The organism is Pseudomonas danubii, assembly GCF_042980055.1.
Taxonomy (GTDB): domain Bacteria; phylum Pseudomonadota; class Gammaproteobacteria; order Pseudomonadales; family Pseudomonadaceae; genus Aquipseudomonas; species Aquipseudomonas danubii.
In genome coordinates, this window is sequence record NZ_CP116502.1 from 5514041 (window position 1) to 5537666 (window position 23626).

Here is a 23626-nt window from a genome sequence, read left to right on the forward strand (position 1 = left end):
GCCTGAAGACTGTCCGTTCCCCTCAAGGAGCCCCGATGCCCGCCGATGCCCTGCACCACGAAATAGCCTTGGAAAGATTTCTCGCCGCCCGCCCCGAACTGCGCGAAGCCCTGGACAAGCTCAATCCGCTGGAGGCCCAGGTCAAGGGCGAGACGCCCGAGCAGTACCGCAACGAACGCCTGCATGAAGCCTTTGAAGCCGAAGCCGAGCGCCTGGGGCTGTTCGCCTGGGAGTTGAGCCTGCAACTGACCGCCGCCAGCCCCGAGGAATTCCACGCCCAGCGCCTTGAAGTGCACAGGGAAGTGGCGGAAATGGCCGGCATGCCGTGGGATGAATACTGCGCCCTGCATCCTCTCGATCCACAACCTTGACCCGCACGCGTCCCCCGTAGTCCCTGTTCAGGAGAACCGACGATGTTGCCTTCGACTTCCACCCAATCGGCCAGCGCCGCCCTGCAGCACACGCAGAAATGGCGTGGGCGGGTCGGCCTCGGGCTGGTGGCTTGCCTTTCGGTGCTGGCTGGCATGACCGACGCCATCGGCTTCATGGCCACTGGCGATTTCGTGTCTTTCATGAGCGGCAACACCACGCGCATGGCGGTGGCCATCAGCGATGGCGAGCTGGGCCTGGTGCTGCGCCTGCTGCTGTTGGTGGCGACCTTTATCGTCGGTAACGCCCTGGGCGTGGTGGTCAGCCGCCTGGCCGGGCACCGCGCCCTGCCCTTGCTGCTGAGCATCGGCGCATTGCTCTGCGCGTCCGCCGCCTGGCCCTTCGAGCAGCATCTGCCGGCCCTGCTGGCGGCCATTATCGCCATGGGCATGCTCAATGCGGCAGTGGAGGAAGTGAACGGCCTGCCCATTGGCCTGACCTATGTCACCGGGGCCCTGTCGCGCTTTGGCCGTGGGCTGGGGCGTTGGATGCTCGGTGATCGGCGCAACGGCTGGCGAGTGCAACTGGTGCCTTGGAGCGGGATGTTCGCCGGAGCGGTGCTGGGTGCCCTGCTGGAACAACACCTGGGGCTCAAGGCGCTGTATGTCAGCGGGTTGTTTGCAGCGTTGCTAGGGGTGGCGTCATTGAAGATTCCGCGCCGCTGGCAACTGGGCTACAAGACCCGCTGACCTGTACGTCCATCAGTCGAACAGACCGCCGCTGTCGGTATCGATGACGATCGATGACAGGCTGATGTGCCGCGGTCGGGTCAGGGCGAAGACCACCGCTTCCACCACGTCGCGGTTGGTGCCCTGCTCGCCCTTCTGTCGTGCCGGAACCTGCTGCCAGGCCGGGTCCAGCGGCGAAATGTCCTCCAGATACGGCGGATGCACACACAGCGAGCGCACCGGCGTGCCCTTGAGCACCTGGCGCAGACCGTCGGCCAGGGCCAGTTGCCCGTGCTTGGCCGCGTAGAACGGCAGCGACACGCTGTGCAGGGGGGCATTGGGCAAGCCGCTGATGGAGCCGATGGTGACGATGTCTGGACGCGTGGAGGCCTTGAGCGCCGGCATCAGGCCCTGGGTCAGTAGGAAGGTGCCCGTCAGGGCCGCATCGATCACTCCGGTGACCTCGGCCGCGCTGTGGGGCTGCTCGCTGGCCTCCAACCACATGGCGCCGTTATTGATCAGAATGTCCACCTGGGGCTGGCGCACATGAATCTCCGCCAGGGCCGCCTTGACGCTGTCGCTGTTGGCCAGATCCACCACCACGCAATCGGCAGCCTGGCCGGTGCGCGTCTCGATGGCCGCACTCACCTGCGCCAGGGCCTCGGCATTGCGCCCACAGAGAATCAGCTTGCAGCCCAGGTCCGCCAGACTGATGGCCAGTGCCGCGCCCAAACCACGACCGGCACCGGTGACCACCACCACCGCCGAATTCAAATCCATCATCCCTTGCTCCTTGTCCCAGGTTGATTGAAGGCGCGAGTCTATCCCTGGTTGCTGCTTCAGGGCCCGGGCAAAGCTTTACCCGATATGTCCTGGGCTCCCGGAGCCAGAGCCTTCGGGGCGAAAGGGGTTTAGCCGATCCAAGGAGAAAGCTTTATCATGGCCGCAGTTTTATCCATCGAGTCCGTCATGAAGTTCGCCATCGCCCTGTTCTCCGCCGCTCACGCGCCGTCCTCGCGCCGCGCCCTGCTGTTCGCCCAGGCGGCGCTGGCAGGCGGGCATGAGATTGTCCGGCTGTTTTTCTACCAGGACGGCGTCTACAACGCCGCCAACAGCATCGTCACGCCCCAGGACGAACAGGACATGCCCCGGGAATGGCGCGAATTTATCGAGCAGCATCAGCTCGATGGCGTGGTGTGCATCGCCGCGGCCCTGCGCCGCGGCGTGTTGAATGCCGACGAAGCCCAGCGCTATCAGCGCACGGCGGTGAGCGTCGAGGCGCCGTGGGAGCTGTCGGGGCTCGGGCAATTGCATGACGCGGTACAGGCCGCCGACCGCCTGATCTGTTTTGGAGGGGCGTGAGATGGCCAAATCCCTGTTGTTGATCAGCCGTCAGGCGCCCTGGTCCGGCCCTGGTGCCCGGGAGGCCCTGGATATCGTCCTGGCCGGCGGCGCCTTCGACCTGCCGATCGGCCTGCTGTTTCTCGACGATGGCGTGCTGCAACTGGCGCCGGGGCAAAAGGCTTCCTTGCTGCGGCAAAAGGACCTGAGCGCCAACCTGCAGGCGTTGTCGCTGTTCGGCGTCGACGAACTGTTTGCCTGCAGCGCCAGCCTAGCTGCTCGTGGCCTGGACCCGGCAACCTTGAGCCTTGACGCGGTACAGCTGCTCAACGCCCCGGAACTGGCCGGGATCATCGACCGTTTTGACCAGGTGATTACCCTCTGATGTCGACCTTGCACGTGTTGTCCCACTCGCCCTTCACCGACACCCGCCTGAGCAGTTGCCTGCGTCTGCTGGGCAGCGCCGATGGCCTGCTGCTGTGCGGCGACGCCGCCTATGCCCTGCAGCCGGGCACCACTCTTTACGGCGAACTGGGCGCCCGCAGCGGCCTGAAGCTGTATGTGCTGGAAGAGGACTTGCAAGCCCGGGGCCTGGAGCTGCCGACCTGGGCCAAGGCGGTGGATTACCCAGGCTTCGTCGACCTGTCGATTGAGCATGACAAGGTCAATACCTGGCTATGAGTACCCTGACTGTGGGCGCTCGCGCCATCGAACTGGACAAGGACGGTTACCTGGTCAACCTCGACGACTGGTCCGCCGACGTGGCCCAAGCCCTGGCCGCCAACGAAGAGCTGGAACTGAGCGCGGAACACTGGGAAATCCTCGAATTGCTGCAGGGCTTCTATAAAGAGTTCCAGTTGTCCCCGGCCACCCGCCCGCTGATCAAGTACACCGCCCTCAAGCTGGGCCCGGACAAGGGCAACAGCCTGCACCTGAACCGTCTGTTCAAAGGCACTCCCGCCAAACTTGCCGCCAAGCTGGCGGGCCTGCCGAAGCCGACCAATTGCCTATGAACGATTTCGCCCCCCTGATCACCCAGACCCCGCAAGAGCACCCGTTCGCCCAGTTCGTGCGCATCCTTGGCAAGGGCAAGCGCGGCGCGCGCAACCTGACCCGCGAAGAAGCCCGGGAAGCCATGGGCATGCTGCTGGACGGCAAGGTCGAGGACACTCAGCTGGGCGCCTTCCTCATGCTGCTGCGGCACAAGGAAGAAAGCCCGGAAGAGCTGGCGGGCTTCACCGAGGCCTTGCGCGAACGCCTCAACACCCCGGCCATTGCCCTGGACCTCGACTGGCCGACCTACGCCGGCAAGAAGCGCCACCTGCCCTGGTACCTGCTTGCGGCCAAGTGCCTGGCGCAGAACGGCGTGCGCATCCTGCTCCACGGCGGCGGCGCCCATACCGCCGGGCGCCTGTACACCGAACAGTTGCTGGAGCCCCTGGGGATTCCACTGTGCCGTGACTGGCCATCGGTCGGCAAAGCACTGGACCAGGGCAACCTGGCCTTCATGCCGCTAGGCGACTGGGCGCCCCAGCTGCAACGGATGATCGATTTGCGCAACATCCTCGGCCTGCGCTCACCGATCCACTCCCTGGCGCGCATTCTCAATCCCCTGGGCGCCCGTTGCGGCCTGCAGAGCATCTTCCACCCCGGCTATCAGGCGGTGCACCGCGATGCCAGCGGCCTGCTGGGGGACAACGTCATCGTGATCAAGGGTGACGGCGGCGAGATCGAGATCAACCCGGACACCACCAGCCATCTGTACGGCAGCACCGGTGGCGTCAGCTGGGACGAGGAATGGCCGGCATTGTCGGCACAACGCCATGTGAAGCCGGCCAGCCTGGAACCCGAGCACCTCCTGGCGCTGTGGCGCGGTGATGTTGAGGACAGCTACCCGCAACTGGCCCTGCTGGCGACCATGGCCCTGGCTTTGCGCGGCCTGGGCATGCCTCGGGAGCAGGCCTTCGAGCGCGCCCAACAATACTGGGACGCCCGGGACAGATCGATCTAATCGATCCTGATTGCCCAAGTTTTGCGCTTTTTGTTCGAACCCAGCGCAATAGACTGCACTCCAACGCAAAATCGCTGAGGAGCATTTCATGGGTCTGCTGATTGAAGGGCGCTGGCATGACCAGTGGTACGAAAGCGGCAAGGACGGCGCCTTCCAACGGGAACAGGCGCAACGCCGCCACTGGGTCACCGCCGATGGCAATCCGGGACCCAGCGGCGAAGGCGGCTTTGCCGCCGAGGCCGGGCGCTATCACCTTTATGTATCGTTGGCCTGCCCCTGGGCCCACCGCACGCTGATCCTGCGCAAGCTCAAGGGCCTGGAACCGCTGATCGACGTCTCGGTGGTCAGTTGGCTGATGCGCGAGAACGGCTGGACCTTCGACAGCGCCTTCGGCTCCAGCGGTGATGCTCTGGATCACTTCGACTTCATGCACCAGCGCTATACCGCCGACAGCGCCGACTACACCGGTCGCGTCACCGTGCCGGTGCTGTGGGACAAGCAGCAACAGCGCATCGTCAGCAACGAGTCGGCGGAGATCATCCGCATGTTCAACAGCGCCTTCGACGGCCTGACCGGCAATGACCTGGATTTTTATCCGCAACCATTGCGCGCACAGATCGACGAACTCAACGGACGCATCTATCCAGCGCTGAACAATGGCGTGTATCGCGCCGGGTTTGCCACGTCACAAAAGGCCTATGAGTCGGCGTTCGATGATGTCTTTGCCGAGCTGGACGCTTTGGAAGCGTTGCTGGACAAGCAGCGCTACTTGGCCGGCGAGTACCTGACCGAAGCCGATGTGCGGCTGTTCACCACGCTGATCCGTTTCGATGCGGTGTACTACGGCCACTTCAAGTGCAACCTGCAGCGGATTGCCGATTATCCCAACCTGTCGAACTGGCTGCGGGAGTTGTACCAGTGGCCGGGGATTGCCGAGACGGTGGATTTTGCCCATATCAAGGGGCACTACTACGCCAGCCATAGCACCATCAATCCGACCGGAATTGTGCCAAAGGGGCCGCAGCAGGACTTCAGCCGCGCCCATGATCGGCAACGGTTGAGCGGACAAGGGGTTTGGTGCAGGGGTTGAGAACGCTTTCGCTGGCAAGCCAGCTCCTACATCGATCCTGTAGGAGTCGGCTTGCCGGCGAAGCTTTTCAGACCTCGGACTGAGCGCCTTCGAACCAGGCCAGCTTCTCGCGTAGCTGGACCACTTCGCCAACGATCACCAGGGTCGGCGCGTGCACTTCGTGCTCCGCCACCAGCGTCGGCAGGTTGGCCAGGGTGCCGGTGAAGACTCGCTGGTTGCTGGTGGTGCCCTGCTGAACCAGGGCCGCCGGAGTGTCGGCGCTGCGCCCGTGCTTGATCAGTTGCTCGCAGATGGTCGGCAAACCCACCAGGCCCATGTAGAACACCAGGGTCTGCGCTGGCGCCACCAGGTCGCTCCAGGGCAGGTTGCTGGTGCCGTCCTTGAGGTGACCGGTGACAAAGCGCACCGACTGCGCGTAGTCGCGGTGAGTCAGGGGAATCCCGGCATAGGCCGAGCAACCACTGGCCGCGGTAATCCCCGGCACCACCTGGAATGGAATGCCGTGGGCCGCCAGTTCTTCGATCTCTTCGCCGCCACGGCCAAAGATGAACGGATCGCCACCCTTGAGCCGCACCACGCGCTTGCCTTGCCGGGCTAGGTTCACCAGTTGCTGGTTGATCTGCTCCTGAGGCACGGCATGATTGGCGCGGCGCTTGCCAACGTAGATGCGCTCGGCATCGCGGCGGCACAGGTCGAGAATCGCCGGTGCCACCAGACGGTCGTAGAGCACCACGTCGGCCTGTTGCATCAGGCGCAGGGCGCGAAAGGTCAGCAGGTCCGGATCACCCGGGCCCGCACCCACCAGATACACCTCGCCCGGCGCATGGGGCGCCTTGCCGGCAATCTTGGCCTGCAACAGACGTTCGGCTTCCGCACCCTGCCCCGCCAGTTGGCGATCGGCGATAGGACCCTGGAATACGTCTTCCCAGAACGCCCGGCGCTGCTGCACATCCGGAAACAGGCCTTTGACCTGTGCCCGAAAACGCGCCGCCAACCCGGCCAGTTGGCCATAAGTGGAGGGAATCCAGGTTTCCAGCTTGGCCCGGATCAACCGCGCCAGCACCGGTGCATCGCCGCCGCTGGAGACCGCGATGACCAGCGGCGAACGGTCGACGATAGCGGGAAAGATCACGCTGCACAGGGCCGGCGCGTCCACCACATTGACCGGGACGCAACGCCGATGGGCATCGGCGGAAACCTGGGCATTGAGGGATTCGTCGTCGGTGGCGGCGATGATCAGGGTGCAGCCGTCGAGGTCGGCCTCGACATACCCGCGCAGCAGGGACTCACCGCCGCTGGCGACGATCAGTTCCTGCAATTGCGCTTCTATTTCAGGTGCGACCACTCGCAGCTGCGCACCGGCATCGGCCAGCAGACGGGATTTGCGCAAGGCAATCTCCCCTCCACCGACCACCAACACACGACTGCCGCGAAGGTTGTGAAACAGCGGCAGATATTCCATTTAGCCGATGACCTCAAGACCACCCATGTAAGGCTTCAGCACGTCCGGCACACGGATCGAACCGTCGGCCTGCTGGTAGTTCTCCAGCACCGCCACCAGGGTGCGGCCCACGGCCAGGCCGGAACCGTTGAGGGTGTGCACCAGCTCCGGCTTGCCGGTTTCCGGGTTGCGGAAGCGTGCCTGCATGCGCCGGGCCTGGAAGTCGCCGCAGTTGGAGCACGAGGAGATCTCGCGGTACTTGTCCTGGCTCGGCACCCAGACTTCCAGGTCGTAGGTCTTGACCGCGCTGAAGCCCATGTCGCCGGTGCACAGGGCCAGTACGCGGTACGGCAGTTGCAGCAGTTGCAGGACCTTTTCGGCGTTGGCGGTCAGGCCTTCCAGGGCTTCCATCGAAGTCGACGGCTCGACCACCTGGACCATCTCGACCTTGTCGAACTGGTGCTGGCGGATCATGCCGCGGGTGTCGCGGCCCGAAGCACCGGCTTCACTGCGAAAGCACGGCGTGTGGGCGACGAACTTCAGCGGCAGTTGCTTCGGATCGAGGATCTCGCCGGCCACGATGTTGGTCAGGGACACTTCGGCGGTCGGGATCAGGTACAGATCGGCTTCGCCTTCGCGAGTGATCTTGAACAGGTCTTCCTCGAACTTCGGCAGCTGGCTGGTGCCCACCAGGGCCGGAGCCTGCACCAGATACGGAGTGTAGGCCTCTTCGTAGCCGTGCTCGCCGGTGTGCAGGTTGATCATGAACTGCGCCAGGGCGCGGTGCAGACGGGCGATAGGGCCGCGCAACAGGGCGAAGCGCGCGCCGGACAGCTTGGCCGCGGTTTCAAAATCCAACCAGCCGTGGGTTTCGCCCAGGGCCACGTGGTCCTTGATCGGGAAGTCGAAGGTGGTCGGGGTGCCCCAGCGGCGCACTTCAACGTTGCCGTCTTCGTCTTCGCCGACCGGCACCGATTCGTGAGGCAGGTTGGGAATGCCGAACAGGATCGAATCCAGTTCGCTCTGGATGTTTTCCAGCTCCACCTTGCCGGTGCTCAGCTCGTTCCCCATGCGCTCAACGTCGGCCATCAGCGGGGCGATGTCTTCGCCGCGTTGCTTGGCCTGGCCGATGGACTTGGAGCGCGCGTTACGTTCAGCCTGCAGTTGCTCGGTGCGGGTCTGCACGGTCTTGCGCTGTTCTTCCAGCGCTTCGATGCGTGCCACATCCAGGGCAAAGCCGCGGGATGCCAGACGATCCGCTACGTCCTGGAGGTTGCTACGTAACAGTTTGGAATCGAGCATGTCGTTCTCTCGTTTATCAAAGTTTGGTCAAGGACAGGCCGGCCCAGGTAGCAAGCAGCCCGCCGAATACGCTCAGTGCCGCATAGCCCAGGGCCAGCACCACTTGTCCGCTTTCCAGCAGACGCACGGTATCCAGTGAAAAGGATGAAAAAGTCGTCAGGCCACCGAGGAAGCCCACTATCAAACCGGCACGCACTTCGATCGGCACTTCCGGACGGACCAGGAACAGTCCGTACAACACGCCGATCAGCAGGCAGCCCACGATATTAACGGCCAGCGTCGCGGTATAGAAGTGCCGCGGCCAATTGGCGTTGATCCAGTTGCCCGTGGTGAAGCGCAACAGGGTACCGGCCACGCCGCCGGCGGAAACTGCGAGGATCAGAGGGATCAAGGTTTTCTCCGCTGCAGGGGGCTGGCCCGGTCAAGGGCGGCCAGGTGCTTGAGCTTCTCGCCGATCTTCAGTTCCAGGCCACGGGGCACCGGCTGGTAGAGCGGCAAGGGTTCGAGTTCTTCGGGAAAGTAATCTTCACCGGCGGCGTAGGCATCCGGCTCGTCGTGGGCGTAGCGGTACTCGTCGCCGTAACCCAACTGCTTCATCAGCTTGGTTGGGGCGTTGCGCAGATGGATCGGCACTTCCAGGGAACCGTGCTCGGCAGCGGCGCGCATGGCGGCCTTGAAGCCCATGTACACGGCGTTGCTTTTCGGCGCACAGGCCAGGTAGGTAATGGCCTGGGCCACCGCCAGCTCGCCTTCAGGGCTGCCCAGGCGCTCCTGTACATCCCAAGCCGCCAGGCACAGGCTCAGCGCCCGCGGGTCGGCGTTGCCGATGTCTTCGCTGGCCATGCGCACCACGCGCCGGGCCAGGTACAGCGGGTCGCAACCGCCATCAAGCATGCGTGAAAACCAATACAGGGCGCCGTCGGGGTTGGAGCCGCGCACGGATTTGTGCAAGGCGGAAATCTGGTCATAGAACGCCTCGCCGCCCTTGTCGAAACGGCGGCGGGTATCCCCTAACAGGCTTTGCAACAGATCGACACTGATCTCGCCGCCGTCTTCGGCCAGGTCCGAGGCGTTCTCCAGCAGATTGAGCATGCGCCGGCCATCGCCATCGGCCGCCGACAGCAGCATCTGGAAACCTTCGTCGCTGAGGCGCAACTGGCGCTTGCCCAGACCGCGCTCCTCGGTCAGGGCGCGCTGTACCAGGGTGCCCAGGGCCGCTTCATCCAGGCTCTTGAGCACATAGACCCGGGCCCGGGAGAGCAAGGCGTTGTTGAGTTCGAAGGACGGGTTTTCCGTGGTGGCGCCGATAAAAATCAGCGTGCCGTCTTCCACGTAGGGCAGGAAGGCATCCTGCTGGGACTTGTTGAAACGGTGCACTTCATCGACGAAAAGGATGGTCCGCCGCCCGTATTGCCCGGCCTGCTGCTTGGCGATTTCCACCGCCTGGCGGATCTCCTTGACCCCGGCCAGCACCGCCGAGACGGTTTCGAAGTGAGCATCCGAGACTTCCGCCAGCAGCCGCGCCAGGGTGGTCTTACCCACTCCCGGAGGGCCCCAGAAGATCATCGAATGCAGGGCACCCTGCTCCAAGGCCTCACGCAGCGGCTTGCCCCGAGCCAGCAGGTGCTGCTGACCGACGTACTCGTCCAGGTTGGTCGCACGCAAGCGTGCGGCCAGTGGCTGGGCGATCGGGGCACTACGAAACAGGTCCATGGACTACCTTCGAAACCTTGCGGTTGCGGCTGCTTACTCTTGGATCACATCGGCACCCTTGGGGATGTCGAACTTGAACTTGGACGCCGGGATCGCTTCGTTGGCCTTGACCCCGGTGAACAGGATATTGGTGCGCTGGCCGACGCTGTCGATCAACTGCATGTCGTTGATCATGCCGTTGCGAAACGACAGGCGCAGGCTGTCGAACAGAGTGTCGCGGGTTTTCGGCTTGAGGGTGAAGTCCATCACACCACCGGCCTCCTTGGAGGTGATGTCGAAGCTTTCGCTGATCTTCGACACGTCACCGGACAGCAGCAAGGCTGGGGTCTGGGTCAGGCGCTGGTCGAGCTTCTTGATGGTCACCTGCTCCAGGTCCGGGTCCCACAGGGAAACTTTCTGGCCGTCGGAAACCATCAGCTGTTCTTGTGGCGCATCGGTGTGCCAGTAGAACAGGCCTGGGCGCTGCAGGGACATCTCGCCGGCGGTTTCCTGCAACTGGGTGCCGCTGCCGTCCAGGGTCAGCTGGGAGAAACGCGCGGTCAGGGTCTGGGACTTTTCCAGCAACTGGGTCAGGCGGGCCACGTCTTTGGGGTCGGCGTGGGCCGACAGGGAGGTCACAGCCAGTACCGGCAGCAGCAACATGCGAATCAGGCGCATGGAATTCCTCATAAATTGGATGGGTATGCGAGCGGCGTGGCCTCACGCCGCTGAAAACGAAACAGGGATCAGTCGCGCATCGGGCCCGGCGCCAGCACTTCGCGGGAGCCGTTGGTGTTCATCGCCGTCACCACCCCGGCCATTTCCATGGCTTCGATCATCCGGGCAGCGCGGTTGTAGCCAATCTTCAGCTTGCGCTGTACCGCCGAGATCGAGGCCCGGCGGCTTTCCAGGACGAACTGCACGGCTTCGTCGTAGAGCGCGTCGGCTTCCGGATCATCACCGTCACCACCGCCGCTGCTGCCTTCGAAACCGCTGCCCGCCTCTTCGACGCCGTTGAGGATGTCGTCGTTGTATTCCGGCGCGCCGCGCAGTTTCCAGGCTTCCACCACGCGGTGCACTTCATCGTCGGAGACGAAGGCACCGTGGACACGAATCGGCAGACTGGTGCCCGGTGGCATGTAGAGCATGTCACCGTGGCCCAGCAGTTGTTCGGCGCCGCCCTGGTCGATGATGGTCCGCGAGTCGATCTTGCTCGACACCTGGAACGCCATGCGGGTCGGGATGTTGGCCTTGATCAGGCCAGTGATCACGTCCACCGACGGCCGCTGGGTCGCGAGAATCAAGTGGATGCCGGCAGCACGGGCCTTCTGGGCGATACGGGCGATCAGTTCTTCAACCTTCTTGCCGACGATCATCATCATGTCGGCAAATTCGTCCACCACCACCACGATGGTCGGCAACTTGGTCAGCAGCGGCGCTTCGTCGTGGATGCTTTCGCGGTTGTACAGCGGGTCCGCCAGCGGCGTACCGGCCTCAATGGCTTCCTTGACCTTGGCGTTGAAGCCCGAAAGGTTGCGCACGCCCATCTTGGCCATGAGCTTGTAGCGCCGCTCCATCTCCGCCACGCTCCAGCGCAGGGCGTTGGCCGCGTCCTTCATGTCGGTGACCACCGGGCACAGCAGGTGCGGAATGCCTTCGTAGATCGACAGTTCGAGCATCTTCGGGTCGATCATGATCAGCTTGGCGTCTTCCGGGCCGGACTTGAACAGGATCGACAGGATCATCGCGTTGACCCCCACCGACTTACCGGAACCGGTGGTACCGGCCACCAGCAGGTGAGGCATTTTCGCCAGGTCGGTGATGATCGGCTTGCCGCCGATGTCGTGACCCAGGGCCAGGGTGACCGGGGATTTGAAGTTGTCGTATTCCGGGGTCGAGAGCACTTCGGAGAAGCGCACGATCTGCCGGTCTTCGTTGGGGATCTCGATGCCCACGGTGGTCTTGCCGGGAATCACTTCCACCACGCGCACACTGGTCACCGCCAGGGAACGCGCCAGGTCCTTGGCCAGGTTGGCGATACGGCTGACTTTCACCCCGGCCGCCGGCTGGATTTCGTAACGGGTAATCACTGGGCCGGGATGGATGGAATCCACCGCAACTTCGACGCCGAATTCCTTGAGCTTGATTTCCAGCAGATGGCCGACGGCCGCCAGGGATTCGGGGGAGTAATTGAGCTGTTTCTTTTCCGCCGGATCGAGGATCGAGATCGGCGGCAAGGTGCCTTCCACCGCGCTGTCGACGAACAGCGGTGCCTGCTTCTCTTTCTGCACGCGCTTGCTCGGCTCCGGCGCCTTGGTGACCACCGGAGTGATCACCGGCGGCACCTGCTTCTCGCGCTCGGACATGTGCTTGCTCAAGGCCTGTTCGCGCTCGATAAGACGCTCCTTGACCTTGGCCTGCTCGCGCTTGTCGGCAATGCTCGGGGACACCACCTCATCGACCCGGGCATCCACTTCGCGCAATTGCGCCACCAGTTGCTTGCGCTCGACGCGAGCATCCCACCAACGATTGGCGGCGCTCTGGAACAGTTCGAACAGGTCAAGTGTGATCTTGCCTGTGACGTCCATCACCTTGAACCACGACAGGTCGGTGAACACCGTCAGGCCGAACAGGAACAGGGCAATGAACATCAGGGTACTGCCCTGCACGTTCAGTGCATTCTTGGCCAGGTCGCCCAGGCTCTCGCCCAGAGCACCACCGGCACCGGCCGGCAGGCCTGTGGCAGCATGGAAATGAATATGTGCCAGGGCAGCGCCAGACAGCACCAGGAACACCAGGCCAATCAGCCGCCAGGAAAACAGCCAGCCGCTCCACTGCCAGGGTTCATGGCGCTGGCGGAAGATCTGGTAAGTCTTGATCGCCAACAGCAACGGGAAGATATAGGCGAAGTAACCCAACACCATAAACAGGATATCGGCGCTGTAAGAGCCTGCGGGACCGCCGAAGTTCTGCACATCTTCGATCTTGCTGTTATGACTCCAACCCGGATCATCTTTACCGTAGGTCAGAAGTGCCATCATCAAGAACAGGCACAGGGCTCCAATGGCGATCAATGCACCTTCCTTGAGCCGGTAGTGCAATTGCTGACGCCAGAGCGGAACAACAGGTTTAGGTGCTGCGGTGGATTTCTTCAAAACGCGTCTTTTCCTGCGCCATAAGCGCGTCCAACGGGTGATTGACTACAAGATACTGCTCAATCCGAGCAGGTAAATAAAGTTGACCGGCGTAACTGGGGCTACTTTTAACACTCTGCCCCTTGCTTCTGAAACGGTGCAATTCTGAATAAGCCTGGTACATCGTCGTATTGTACGGGTTTGTTCACACCATGCCACGTCAGAACAGTCTGTTAAGCATAGCCAATTGCGTAATACGCACTGTTCAATTGGAGCATGCATTCTCTTTTGTGACAAAGGCTTATGAGGTGTTTTTATGAACCAAGCGAAGCATTCACGCCTGATCATTCTGGGCTCTGGCCCTGCCGGTTACAGCGCCGCCGTTTATGCCGCGCGTGCCAACCTCAAACCGACAGTGATCACCGGCTTGCAAGCCGGTGGCCAACTGACTACCACCACCGACGTCGACAACTGGCCTGGTGACGCCGAAGGCCTGACCGGCCCGGTGCTGATGGAGCGCATGCAGAAACATGCGGAGCGCTTCGACACCCAGATCGTCTATGACCACATCCACACCGCTCAGTTGCAGCAACGGCCGTTTATCCTCATCGGCGACAGCGGCACCTACAGTTGCGACGCGCTGATCATCGCCACCGGCGCGTCGGCGCAGTACTTGGGCCTGCCATCGGAAGAAGCGTTTGCCGGCAAAGGGGTTTCCGCCTGCGCCACCTGCGACGGCTTTTTCTATCGCAATCAGGTGGTGGCCGTGGTGGGTGGTGGCAATACCGCCGTGGAAGAGGCCCTGTACCTGTCCAACATCGCCAAGGAAGTGCACCTGGTGCACCGCCGCGACAAGCTCCGCGCAGAAAAAATCCTCCAGGACAAACTGTTCGACAAGGCCACCAACGGCAATATCCGCCTGCATTGGAACCAGCATCTGGACGAGGTGCTGGGTGATGCCAGCGGCGTTACCGGCGCCCGCCTCAAGGACAGCCACAGCGGAGAAACCAAGGATCTGGCACTGGCTGGGGTGTTTATCGCCATCGGCCACAAGCCCAATACAGAGCTGTTCCAGGGGCAACTAGAGATGCGTGACGGCTACCTGCTGATCAAGGGTGGCAGCGAAGGCAATGCCACCGCCACCGGCATCCCGGGAGTATTCGCCGCCGGCGATGTGGCCGATCACGTCTACCGCCAGGCCATTACGTCCGCCGGTGCCGGCTGCATGGCAGCTCTGGATGCAGAAAAATTCCTCGACGACAACTAAGCCCTCGCCCTACGCTTGTGGCGGGCCATCATCGGCCTGCCACCGCCCTCCCCTGCCGTAAGTCTGGATGCCATGCTGACCTGGTTACAACGCAACAAGCTTGATTTCCCCCCATTGGAAAAGGCCATGCGCGAGCCCAACGGGCTGCTGGCTGCGGGTGGTGATCTGTCCGCCGATCGCCTGATTCAGGCCTATCGTCACGGCTGCTTCCCTTGGTTTTCCGAGGGTCAACCGATCCTCTGGTGGTCCCCTGACCCGCGCACCGTGCTACTGCCGGACGAGCTGCATGTCTCCCGCAGCCTGGGCAAGCTGTTGCGCAAACAGCGCTATCAAGTGACGTTCGACCAGGACTTCGCCGCGGTCATCAGTGCCTGCGCAGCACCTCGGGCTTATGCCGACGGCACCTGGATCAGCGAGGCGATGCAACAGGCCTATTTGCAATTGCATCAGCGCGGCTATGCCCATTCGGTGGAAGTCTGGGATCAAGGCATGTTGGTGGGAGGGCTGTACGGCCTGGCCATGGGCCAACTGTTTTTTGGCGAATCGATGTTCAGCCGTGCCGACAACGCCTCGAAATTCGGATTCGCCACTCTGGTACAGCATATGAAGGAGTGGGGATTTGTATTGATCGACTGCCAGATGCCTACCGAGCATCTGCACAGCCTGGGTGCGCGCTCCATTTCCCGACCCGAGTTCGCCGACTACCTCGCGCGTCACCTGGATCAGCCGAGCCGCGCCATATGGGTTTCCTAGGCGGGTTTGACGGCTGTGGCTTACACTTAATTTCAAAGCTTATTCCGAGGGTTGACTCATGACCGAGTTGGCGCGCCTGAAGTTTTATGCCACTCAACCCCATTCTTGCAGCTACCTGCCCGACGAACAGGCCACCACCTTGTTCCTCGATCCCAGCCAGCCCATGGACGTGCATGTCTACGCAGATCTGTCGGAAATGGGGTTTCGTCGCAGCGGCGATCACCTGTACCGCCCCCACTGCCAAAACTGCAACGCTTGCGTCCCGGCGCGCATTCCAGTGGCGCAGTTCCTACCCAATCGTCAGCAAAAACGCATTCTCAAACGAAACAGCGACCTGAGCGTACAAGCGGCCAAACCCGGCTTCAGCGAAGAGTACTTCGACCTTTACCAACGCTACATCGAGCAACGCCACGCCGACGGCGACATGTTCCCCCCCAGCCGCGACCAGTTCTCGACCTTCCTGGTGCGTGACCTGCCGTTTTCCCGCTTCTACGAGTTCCGCCTGGAGGGGCGCCTGCTGGCGGTGGCCGTTACCGACCTATTGCCCAACGGGCTTTCGGCGGTCTACACCTTCTATGAACCCGATGAAGAGCGCCGCAGCCTGGGGCGCTACGCAATCCTCTGGCAAATCGGCGAAACCCTGCGCCTGGGGCTGGACGCGGTGTACCTCGGCTACTGGATCAAAAACTGCAAAAAGATGAACTACAAGACCCAATATCGCCCCATAGAGCTGCTGGTTAACCAGAGATGGGTGATCCTCAACTAGAAGGTCTTGGCTTAAACCCCACTTTTCGGGCACAATGCACGCCGCTTTTGCCTGGCGCAGTTGCACCGGGCCATTCATTGGACACCGAGGGCTTTACTGCATGTCGAAAGAAGACAGCTTCGAAATGGAAGGCACTGTCGTCGACACCCTGCCCAACACCATGTTTCGTGTGGAGTTGGAAAATGGGCACGTCGTAACCGCGCATATTTCCGGCAAGATGCGCAAGAACTACATTCGTATTCTTACCGGTGACAAAGTGCGCGTCGAGCTGACGCCCTATGACTTGAGCAAAGGGCGCATCACTTACCGCGCTCGCTAAGCAAGTCAATACAAGACGCCCGGTTATGCCGGGCGTTTTTGTTCGTCGGCAAAAAACTGTTCAACCCCCAGATAGCACAAAGGCACCCTCCGGTGCCTTTGGCGGTACTGCTGCGTTACGCGGCCATCAAGCCATTTCCGCCGTGGTCTCGAAATCGAAGGTCAACTCGCCATCCTTGATGTCGATGTGTACCACACCGCCATGATCGGACAATTCGCCAAACAGGATCTCCTCGGCCAGGGGACGTTTGATCTTGTCCTGGATCAAACGCGCCATCGGGCGTGCACCCATGGCCACGTCGTAACCACCGGCGGCCAGCCAGCTGCGAGCGGCATCGGTCACTTCCAACTGTACGCGCTTGTCTTCCAACTGCGCTTGAAGCTCGGTAAGGAACTTGTCCACCACGCTCTTGATCACTTCGTGACTCAGGCGACCGAACTGGATAATGGTGTCCAGACGGTTGCGGAACTCTGGCGTAAAGCTCTTCTTGATCACTTCCATGGCATCGGAAGAGTGATCCTGATGAGTGAAGCCGATAGAGGCTCGCGCCGCGGTTTCAGCACCGGCGTTGGTGGTCATGATGACGATCACATTGCGGAAATCCGCCTTGCGCCCGTTGTTGTCGGTCAGGGTGCCGTGATCCATCACCTGCAGCAGCAGGTTGAAGACTTCCGGATGCGCCTTCTCGATTTCATCGAGCAGCAATACGCAATGCGGCTGCTTGGTGATCGCTTCGGTCAGCAAGCCACCCTGGTCGAAACCGACATAGCCGGGAGGCGCACCAATCAAGCGCGATACGGTGTGCCGCTCCATGTACTCGGACATGTCGAAGCGCACCAGCTCGATACCCATAGCCTTGGCCAACTGCCGAGCCGCTTCGGTCTTGCCGACACCGGTAGGACCGGCGAACAGGAACGAACCCACCGGCTTGTCCGGAGACTTCAGGCCCGCACGGGACAACTTGATGGCGGTAGACAGCGAATCAATCGCCGCATCCTGGCCAAACACCGTCAACTTGAGATCGCGCTCAAGGTTGCGCAGCAGCTCTTTATCGGAACTGGTGACATGTTTTGGCGGAATACGGGCAATTTTCGCCACGATATCCTCGACCTGAGCCACCTCGATGCGCTTCACGCGCTTCTCGGCCGGCTGCAGACGCTGGTAGGCGCCCGCCTCGTCGATGACGTCGATGGCCTTGTCCGGCATATGCCGGTCATTGATGTAGCGCGAGGCCAGTTCAGCCGCGGCACGCAGGGCTTCATCACTGTATTCGATGCTGTGATGCTGCTCGAAGCGACCTTTGAGACCGCGCAGGATACCAATGGTGTCCTCGACCGAAGGCTCGGACACATCGACCTTCTGGAAGCGCCGAGCCAGGGCCCGGTCCTTCTCGAAGATCCCACGGAATTCCTGGAAGGTGGTCGAACCGATGCAACGGATATCACCTGAGGACAGCAGCGGCTTGAGCAGATTCGAGGCATCCATTACCCCACCGGAGGCCGCACCGGCACCGATGATGGTATGAATCTCGTCAATGAACAGAATCGCCTGAGGACGCTTCTTCAATTCGCCCAGCAACGCCTTGAAGCGCTTCTCGAAATCGCCACGGTATTTGGTACCCGCCAGCAACGCCCCTAGATCCAGGGAGTAGACAACGCTGCTGGCCAACAGGTCTGGAACCTGATTGTCGACAATACGCTTGGCCAAGCCTTCGGCAATGGCGGTCTTGCCCACACCCGCTTCACCTACCAATAACGGATTGTTCTTGCGTCGACGAGCGAGGATCTGCGCAACGCGCTCCACCTCCTGCTCGCGACCCACCAACGGATCAATCCGCCCTTGACGGGCCAATTCATTGAGGTTGCTGGCATAGGCATCCAGAGGATTGCCCGAAGAAGACGACTCACCACCCTCTTCGTCCTGCATATCCTGTTCACCTTCAGAATGATCACCATGCCCAGGCACCTTGGAAATGCCATGGGCGATGTAATTGACCACATCGATACGGGCAACGCTCTGCTGTTTCAGCAGGAACACTGCCTGACTCTCTTGCTCACTGAAGATTGCCACCAGCACATTGGCGCCGGTGACTTCACGCTTGCCCGAGCTCTGTACATGAAAGACAGCACGTTGCAGCACACGCTGGAAACCCAGGGTCGGCTGAGTCTCGCGATCCTCGTCGTGCACAGGAATCAGCGGCGTGGTGGAGTCGATGAACTCCTGCAGGTCGTGCTTGAGTTTGTCGAGGTTTGCTCCGCAGGCACGTAAAACGGTGGCGGCGGCCTCATTATCCAAAAGAGCCAACAGAAGGTGCTCGACGGTCATGAATTCATGACGCTTCGAACGGGCCTCCTTGAAGGCGAGATTGAGGGTGACTTCGAGCTCGCGGTTTAACATAGCTTCACCTCATACCCAAGTGGTCGGCGTTAACCGTCCTTCTCGATTTCACAGAGTAGCGGATGCTGGCTTTCCCGGGCGTACTGGTTGACCTGCATAGCCTTGGTCTCGGCGATGTCGCGGGTAAACAATCCACACACTGCCCGCCCTTCGGTATGGACGGCCAGCATGACCTTGGTCGCCAGCTCGCGATTCAGGTTAAAAAACATCTCGAGCACTTCGACGACGAAATCCATCGGGGTGTAGTCATCGTTGAACAAAACCACCTTGTACATCGGCGGCGCCTGTAACGCAGGCTTAGCTTCCTGTACAGCCAAGCCAGCGGAATCGTCGTCGTGCAAGTCCGGGCGATCCTGATTGAATGTTAGTCGAATCTGGCTGATTGCATGCATGGAAAGAAAGGTTCGTCAGTTGTGCAAATACAGTGGTGGGGGCGCCCTGGACGGAATTCAACTCCGACTGCCGGGTCACCTTGACTATCGGCAAAACGGTGTTACAACCAATAGGGCCCACATTGGGTAATAAACGTCCGCGGCGTCAACCTTTTTACCAAGTTTGGCGGCGGATGAACTGGATGATACTCCAGTGATGGAGTCTGTTGCAGAGGGATATGAGTATGGCTAGCGGTAAGGTCAAGTGGTTCAACAATGCCAAGGGCTATGGCTTTATTAATGAGGAGGGCAAGACTGACGATCTGTTTGCCCATTACTCGGCCATCGATATGGATGGCTACAAGACCTTGAAAGCCGGGCAGGCAGTGAGCTTCGAGATCATCCAAGGCCCCAAGGGGCTGCATGCAATCAAAATCAGCGCCTTGAAGGTACCCGGCGAAATCGTCACCGCCGAGGTCCAGACCGAAAGCGCCCTGAGCTGATTCATCCAACATCCAGTCATAAAAAAACCGGCCGACTCAAGGGATTGAGTCGGCCGGTTTGCTTTCAGCCCAAATTCGCTTACATGTGCGAGATCAGTGCATCACCGAATGCCGACGAAGACAGCAGGGTCGCTCCCTCCATCAGACGCTCGAAGTCATAAGTCACGGTCTTGGCCGAGATGGCGCCGTTGGTGCCCTTGATGATCAGGTCGGCCGCTTCAGTCCAGCCCATGTGGCGCAGCATCATCTCCGCGGAGAGAATCAGCGAACCCGGATTGACCTGATCCTTGCCGGCATACTTGGGCGCGGTACCGTGGGTCGCTTCGAACATGGCCACGGTGTCAGAAAGGTTGGCACCCGGAGCGATACCGATACCACCCACTTCCGCCGCCAGGGCGTCGGACAGGTAGTCACCGTTGAGGTTGAGGGTGGCGATCACATCGTATTCGGCCGGGCGCAGCAGGATCTGCTGGAGCATGGCGTCAGCGATAGCATCCTTGACGATGACGTTCTTGCCGGTTTTCGGATTCTTGAACTGCATCCAAGGACCGCCGTCCAGCAGGGTTGCGCCGAACTCTTCAGCCGCCACTTCATAGGCCCACTCTTTGAAGGCACCTTCGGTGAACTTCATGATGTTGCCTTTGTGGACGATGGTCAGCGAGTCGCGGTCGTTATCCACTACATACTGCAGCGCCTTGCGCGCCAGACGCTTGGTGCCCTGCAGGGAAACCGGCTTGACGCCGATGCCGCAGTTTTCGTCGAAACGGATCTTGGTGACGCCCATTTCTTCTTTAAGGAACTTGATGACCTTGGTGGCTTCTGCCGTACCGGCCTTCCACTCGATACCGGCGTAAATGTCTTCGGAGTTTTCACGGAAGATGGTCATGTCCACATCGCCAGGCTTTTTCACCGGGCTAGGCACGCCTTCGAACCAGCGCACCGGGCGCAGGCACACATACAGGTCCAACTGTTGACGCAGGGCCACGTTCAGGGAACGGATGCCACCACCGACCGGAGTGGTCAGCGGCCCCTTGATGGAAACCACGTAGTCCTTTACCGCGTCCAGGGTTTCCTGAGGCAGCCAGGTATCCTGGTCGTACACTTGAGTCGCTTTTTCCCCGGCATACACTTCCATCCAGGAAATCTTGCGTTCGCCGCCGTAAGCCTTCTTAACCGCAGCATCGACAACCTTGATCATGACCGGGCTGATATCAACACCAATACCGTCGCCTTCGATGAAAGGAATAATCGGGTTGTTAGGAACATTGAGAGAATGGTCTGCGTTGACGGTGATTTTGTCGCCGACTGCTGGAACCTGAATCTTCTTGTATCCCATGCTGAACTCCGTTGTGTGGATTGAACATCTGGCTGCGTTCGAGCGTAACCCAGTTGAATCTGGACGGGAACCTCATGTTCCACCCATATGCCGTGAAAGCTGCACAGTTCGCGGCCTACAAGCCTGAAAGCAAAGGGAAAAGTGCCAAAATCGAGCACCTCGAGCGACTCTACGCCTACCCCCCGCCTGCGACCTTTAGACCAATGGACGAGAACGGGCTCCTATGAAGCATCGGCGTTTTGCTAGCTACCTATGTATAATGCCGCCGCTGACCACAGAGTCACGACGGCCGAACGCTCTGCTACCGAAAAAAACAAGCCGAGAATGGCCGCCCAAAGCCGGGTTGTTACCGCAGCCCACCCGCTTGACGCTCGACTGATGCACCCAACATCACCGCGAAGAAACCTCGACATTCGGCTCATGGATGACCTTTGAACGAAAGCGCTTACCCGGCGCACCTCGAGTTTCTGCGCACGCTTTAGCAAAGAAGAGAGTTAATCCGAATATGCCCACCCGCTCGAAGATCATCTACACCTTCACCGACGAAGCCCCGGCCCTAGCCACCTATTCCCTGCTGCCTATCGTAGAAGCCTTCACCGCTTCGGCTGATATCGCCGTGGAAACCCGCGACATCTCCCTGGCCGGCCGCATCCTCGCCAGCTTCCCTGAGCAGTTGGGTGCCAAAGCGGTACCGGACCACCTCGCCGAACTGGGCGAACTGGCCGTTACCCCGGAAGCCAACATCATCAAGCTGCCGAACATCAGCGCCTCGGTACCGCAACTGCAAGCCGCGATCAAAGAACTGCAGGCCCAGGGCTACGCCCTGCCGGACTACCCAGAAACCGTGACCTGCGACGCCGACAAAGACGCCAAGGCGCGTTACGACAAGGTCAAGGGCAGCGCCGTGAACCCGGTTCTGCGTGAAGGCAACTCCGACCGCCGCGCTCCGCTGTCGGTGAAGAACTACGCGCGCAAGCACCCGCACAAGATGGGCGCCTGGGCCAAGGACTCCAAGTCCCACGTTGCCCACATGAGCAACGGCGACTTCTACGGCAGCGAAAAAGCCGCCCTGATCGAAGCCGCAGACAGCGTCAAGATCGAACTGATCGCCCAAGACGGCACAGCCACCGTCCTGAAAGAAAAAACCACCGTGCAAGCCGGTGAAATCCTCGACTGCGCCGTGATGAGCAAAAAGGCCCTGCGCGCCTTCATCGCCGCTGAAATCGAAGACGCGAAGAAACAAGGCGTACTGCTGTCGGTGCACCTCAAGGCCACCATGATGAAAGTCTCCGACCCGATCATGTTCGGCCAGATCGTTGCCGAGTTCTATCAGGACGCCCTGAGCAAGCACGCCGCTGTGCTGCAGGAAATCGGCTTCAACCTGAACAACGGTATCGGCGACCTGTACGCCCGCATCAAGGCCCTGCCGGCCGACCAGCAAGCTGCAATCGAAGCCGACATCCAGGCGGTCTACGCAGCCCGCCCTGCCCTGGCGATGGTCAACTCTGACAAAGGCATCACCAACCTGCACGTGCCGAGCGACGTGATCGTCGACGCCTCGATGCCGGCCATGATCCGTGACTCCGGCAAGATGTGGGGCACCGACGGCCAGCTGCACGACACCAAGGCGGTGATCCCAGACCGTTGCTACGCCACCATCTACCAGGCCGTGATCGAAGACTGCAAAGCCAACGGCGCGTTCGATCCGACCACCATGGGCAGCGTGCCGAACGTTGGCCTGATGGCGAAAAAAGCCGAAGAGTACGGCTCCCACGACAAGACCTTCGAAATCAAGGCTGACGGCGTGGTTCGCGTAACCGACAGCAAAGGCAGCCTGCTGCTGGAGCAGAAAGTCGAAGCTGGCGACATCTTCCGTATGTGCCAGACCAAAGACGCGCCGATCCAGGACTGGGTCAAGCTCGCAGTCAACCGTGCTCGCGCCAGCAGCACCCCAGCGATCTTCTGGCTGGACCCGATGCGCGCCCACGACGGTGTGATGATCGAAAAAGTTCAGGCTTACCTGAAAGATCACGACACCAGCGACCTGGACATCCGCATCATGTCCCCGGTTGAAGCCATGAAGTTCACCCTGGCCCGCACCCGTGACGGCAAGGACACCATCTCGGTGACCGGCAACGTACTGCGCGACTACCTCACCGACCTGTTCCCGATCATGGAACTGGGCACCAGCGCCAAGATGCTGTCGATCGTGCCACTGATGAACGGTGGCGGCCTGTTCGAAACCGGCGCCGGCGGTTCGGCTCCGAAGCACGTGCAACAGCTGCTGGAAGAGAACTTCCTGCGCTGGGACTCCCTGGGTGAGTTCCTGGCCCTGGCCGCTTCCCTGGAGCACCTGGGCAACACCTACAACAACCCGAAAGCCCTGGTACTGGCCAAGACCCTGGACCAGGCTACCGGTCAGTTCCTCGACAACAACAAGTCGCCATCGCGCAAAGTCGGCAACATCGACAACCGCGGCAGCCACTTCTACCTGGCGCTGTACTGGGCACAAGCCCTGGCCGCCCAGACCGAGGACACTGCCCTGCAAGCACAGTTCAGCACCCTGGCCAAGACCCTGACCGAGAACGAAGCGACCATCGTCGCCGAGCTCAACGCCGTACAGGGCAAGCCTGTGGACATCGGTGGCTACTACAGCGCCAACCCTGAGCTGGTGAGCCAGGCCATGCGCCCGAGCGCCACTCTCAACGCGGCCATCGCTGCGCTGGTGTAAGCACGAGCGAACACACGAACCCCGGCCCCGCGCCGGGGTTTGTGCTTCTGGAGTCCGCAGGAGCCGGCCTGCCGA

General features: G+C 61.1%; 24 protein-coding genes. 14 read left to right on the forward strand and 10 right to left on the reverse strand.

All coding sequences use genetic code 11. The features are described from left to right. The first annotated feature begins 35 nt into the window (after positions 1–35). Positions 36–371, forward strand: coding sequence for a DUF6388 family protein (locus PFZ56_RS24775; RefSeq protein ID WP_110596116.1), 336 nt, complete (start codon positions 36–38; stop codon positions 369–371). A 42-nt stretch (positions 372–413) separates the two neighbouring features. After that, entirely contained in the window at positions 414–1118 is a 705-nt protein-coding gene (locus PFZ56_RS24780) for a YoaK family protein (protein WP_110596117.1), read from the forward strand. A 12-nt stretch (positions 1119–1130) separates the two neighbouring features. On the opposite strand, the gene PFZ56_RS24785 is transcribed toward PFZ56_RS24780, so the two are convergent. Then, positions 1131–1880, reverse strand: coding sequence for an SDR family oxidoreductase (locus PFZ56_RS24785; RefSeq protein WP_102881771.1), 750 nt, complete (start codon positions 1878–1880; stop codon positions 1131–1133). Between the two features lie 186 nt (positions 1881–2066). Here PFZ56_RS24785 and tusD point away from each other — a divergent pair, with 186 nt between their 5' ends. From tusD to PFZ56_RS24815, 6 genes are all read left to right on the forward strand, one after another. Continuing rightward, positions 2067–2459, forward strand: coding sequence for a sulfurtransferase complex subunit TusD (gene tusD, locus PFZ56_RS24790; RefSeq protein ID WP_123394598.1), 393 nt, complete (start codon positions 2067–2069; stop codon positions 2457–2459). Between the two features lies 1 nt (position 2460). Continuing rightward, positions 2461–2823 carry a sulfurtransferase complex subunit TusC gene (tusC, locus tag PFZ56_RS24795; RefSeq protein WP_102881773.1) on the forward strand — a complete coding sequence of 121 codons (363 nt, stop codon included), beginning with the start codon at positions 2461–2463 and terminating at the stop codon, positions 2821–2823. Next, complete coding sequence (gene tusB, locus PFZ56_RS24800) at positions 2823–3119, forward strand: sulfurtransferase complex subunit TusB (protein WP_102881774.1); 297 nt, start codon at positions 2823–2825, stop codon at positions 3117–3119. The genes tusC and tusB overlap by 1 nt, the downstream gene beginning before the upstream one ends. Continuing rightward, on the forward strand, positions 3116–3451 hold the full coding sequence (locus PFZ56_RS24805) for a TusE/DsrC/DsvC family sulfur relay protein (RefSeq protein WP_016966956.1): 336 nt from the start codon (positions 3116–3118) through the stop codon (positions 3449–3451). The genes tusB and PFZ56_RS24805 overlap by 4 nt, the downstream gene beginning before the upstream one ends. Continuing rightward, on the forward strand, positions 3448–4449 hold the full coding sequence (locus PFZ56_RS24810) for a glycosyl transferase family protein (RefSeq protein WP_170004541.1): 1002 nt from the start codon (positions 3448–3450) through the stop codon (positions 4447–4449). The genes PFZ56_RS24805 and PFZ56_RS24810 overlap by 4 nt, the downstream gene beginning before the upstream one ends. A gap of 88 nt (positions 4450–4537) precedes the next feature. Then, positions 4538–5539: a glutathione S-transferase family protein gene (locus tag PFZ56_RS24815; protein ID WP_170004539.1), complete on the forward strand. Its 1002-nt coding sequence runs from the start codon at positions 4538–4540 to the stop codon at positions 5537–5539. A 67-nt stretch (positions 5540–5606) separates the two neighbouring features. Here PFZ56_RS24815 and cysG read toward each other — a convergent pair whose 3' ends face one another. From cysG to PFZ56_RS24845, 6 genes are all read right to left on the reverse strand, one after another. Beyond that, entirely contained in the window at positions 5607–7001 is a 1395-nt protein-coding gene (gene cysG, locus PFZ56_RS24820; RefSeq protein ID WP_102881777.1) for a siroheme synthase CysG, read from the reverse strand. After that, positions 7002–8282: a serine--tRNA ligase gene (gene serS, locus PFZ56_RS24825; protein ID WP_102881778.1), complete on the reverse strand. Its 1281-nt coding sequence runs from the start codon at positions 8280–8282 to the stop codon at positions 7002–7004. Positions 8283–8298: 16 nt separating this feature from the next. After that, positions 8299–8673 (reverse strand): fluoride efflux transporter CrcB, encoded by a 375-nt coding sequence (crcB, locus tag PFZ56_RS24830; protein ID WP_102881779.1) that lies wholly within the window; start codon positions 8671–8673, stop codon positions 8299–8301. Further along, positions 8670–9995 carry a replication-associated recombination protein A gene (locus tag PFZ56_RS24835; protein ID WP_170004537.1) on the reverse strand — a complete coding sequence of 442 codons (1326 nt, stop codon included), beginning with the start codon at positions 9993–9995 and terminating at the stop codon, positions 8670–8672. The genes crcB and PFZ56_RS24835 overlap by 4 nt, the downstream gene beginning before the upstream one ends. Positions 9996–10028: 33 nt before the next feature. Then, a complete protein-coding gene (gene lolA / locus PFZ56_RS24840) occupies positions 10029–10652 on the reverse strand; it encodes an outer membrane lipoprotein chaperone LolA (RefSeq protein WP_102881780.1) in 624 nt (207 codons plus the stop codon). Positions 10653–10720: 68 nt separating this feature from the next. Then, positions 10721–13129, reverse strand: coding sequence for a DNA translocase FtsK (locus PFZ56_RS24845; protein ID WP_102881781.1), 2409 nt, complete (start codon positions 13127–13129; stop codon positions 10721–10723). Positions 13130–13424: 295 nt separating this feature from the next. On the opposite strand from PFZ56_RS24845, the gene trxB reads away from it, so the two are divergent. From trxB to infA, 4 genes are all read left to right on the forward strand, one after another. After that, entirely contained in the window at positions 13425–14375 is a 951-nt protein-coding gene (trxB, locus tag PFZ56_RS24850; RefSeq protein ID WP_110652829.1) for a thioredoxin-disulfide reductase, read from the forward strand. A gap of 72 nt (positions 14376–14447) precedes the next feature. Continuing rightward, on the forward strand, positions 14448–15128 hold the full coding sequence (aat, locus tag PFZ56_RS24855) for a leucyl/phenylalanyl-tRNA--protein transferase (protein ID WP_170004535.1): 681 nt from the start codon (positions 14448–14450) through the stop codon (positions 15126–15128). A 58-nt stretch (positions 15129–15186) separates the two neighbouring features. Beyond that, positions 15187–15894: an arginyltransferase gene (locus PFZ56_RS24860; protein WP_102864730.1), complete on the forward strand. Its 708-nt coding sequence runs from the start codon at positions 15187–15189 to the stop codon at positions 15892–15894. A 100-nt stretch (positions 15895–15994) separates the two neighbouring features. Further along, the gene (gene infA, locus PFZ56_RS24865; protein ID WP_002553999.1) at positions 15995–16213 is read left to right on the forward strand and encodes a translation initiation factor IF-1; all 219 of its coding nucleotides are present in this window, start codon (positions 15995–15997) and stop codon (positions 16211–16213) included. 126 nt (positions 16214–16339) lie between these two features. On the opposite strand, the gene clpA is transcribed toward infA, so the two are convergent. Beyond that, complete coding sequence (gene clpA / locus PFZ56_RS24870) at positions 16340–18610, reverse strand: ATP-dependent Clp protease ATP-binding subunit ClpA (protein WP_170004533.1); 2271 nt, start codon at positions 18608–18610, stop codon at positions 16340–16342. Positions 18611–18639: 29 nt separating this feature from the next. After that, the gene (gene clpS, locus PFZ56_RS24875; RefSeq protein WP_011062173.1) at positions 18640–19002 is read right to left on the reverse strand and encodes an ATP-dependent Clp protease adapter ClpS; all 363 of its coding nucleotides are present in this window, start codon (positions 19000–19002) and stop codon (positions 18640–18642) included. Positions 19003–19226: 224 nt separating this feature from the next. Between clpS and cspD the strand changes: the two genes are divergently transcribed. Beyond that, positions 19227–19484 (forward strand): cold shock domain-containing protein CspD, encoded by a 258-nt coding sequence (cspD, locus tag PFZ56_RS24880; protein WP_102864728.1) that lies wholly within the window; start codon positions 19227–19229, stop codon positions 19482–19484. Positions 19485–19563: 79 nt separating this feature from the next. On the opposite strand, the gene icd is transcribed toward cspD, so the two are convergent. Continuing rightward, positions 19564–20820, reverse strand: coding sequence for an NADP-dependent isocitrate dehydrogenase (icd, locus tag PFZ56_RS24885; protein ID WP_102864727.1), 1257 nt, complete (start codon positions 20818–20820; stop codon positions 19564–19566). A 505-nt stretch (positions 20821–21325) separates the two neighbouring features. On the opposite strand from icd, the gene PFZ56_RS24890 reads away from it, so the two are divergent. Continuing rightward, on the forward strand, positions 21326–23551 hold the full coding sequence (locus PFZ56_RS24890) for an NADP-dependent isocitrate dehydrogenase (RefSeq protein WP_102881784.1): 2226 nt from the start codon (positions 21326–21328) through the stop codon (positions 23549–23551). Positions 23552–23626 lie beyond the last annotated feature (75 nt).